The sequence below is a fragment of the Myroides injenensis M09-0166 genome, from assembly GCF_000246945.1.
Lineage (GTDB): Bacteria > Bacteroidota > Bacteroidia > Flavobacteriales > Flavobacteriaceae > Flavobacterium > Flavobacterium injenense.
Genome location: NZ_BAEX01000173.1, coordinates 1 through 962 on the forward strand (window position 1 = coordinate 1; position 962 = coordinate 962).

The window sequence follows — 962 nt, forward strand, 5'->3', positions numbered from 1 at the left end:
AAATGTATCTCCGTTTGATGACATAATGCTATATTTGTAGTATAAAAGAGAGAAATTATATGGCCAATCTATTTACCTTTTCAGCCGAATTTACAAGTGAAGAAGCATGCCGTTTACACTTTAAAGAACAACGCGACAAATTAGGTGTAACGTGTCAAAGATGTGGTCATGATACCCACTATTGGATTCAAAGTAGATGGAGTTATGAATGTAAGAAATGTCGTTCTCGTATGACTTTAAAAAGTGGAACAATAATGGAACATTCTAAGCTATCTTTTCTAATATGGTATAAAACAATGTTCTTAATGACAGCGACTAAAAAAGGCTTTTCTACTTTAGAAATTCAGAAGCAATTAGGACTAAAAAGATATGAACCAGTATGGGCAATGGTACATAAACTTCGCAAGGCAATGGGCAATAGAGATAGCAAATATATTTTAGAAGGAATGTTAGAGATGGATGAGGGGTATTTTAAAGTAGAAACATCTGAAATAGAGAAGTCTAAAACAAAAAGTGGTCGTGGCTCTACAGGTGTCCAAAATGTTGCAATTATGGCAGAAAGTACAGTTTTAGAGGACATAAAAACAAGTAAAAAACAAAATCATGTACGCTTTTTTAAAGCTGTTGTTTTAGAAGATCATAAAGCTGAAGGTGTTAATGAAATGATTAAGAAAAATATTCATGAAAGTAGTATTGTCTTAACTGACAAGAGTACTTCTTATGTAGATATTTCAGATTTTGTGCAGATACATATCACTGAAAAATCATCAGAACAAACAACAAAAGAAACTCTTAAATGGGTACATATAGCTATCAGTAATGCCAAAAGAAATCTACTAGGAAATTACCATAAAATTAAACGAAAATATCTTCAAGCGTACTTAGATGAATTCGTTTATAAACTTAATAGAAGGTACTTTGGTGATAAGCTCTTTGATAGGCTTATTATTGCCAATATTACT

General features: G+C 31.6%; 1 protein-coding gene. It reads left to right on the plus strand.

Annotated elements, in window-relative coordinates; all coding sequences use genetic code 11:
* Positions 1–59 precede the first annotated feature (59 nt).
* The coding region (locus RH98_RS15020; protein WP_010257847.1) for an IS1595 family transposase at positions 60–962 on the plus strand (903 nt) is incomplete at its 3' end.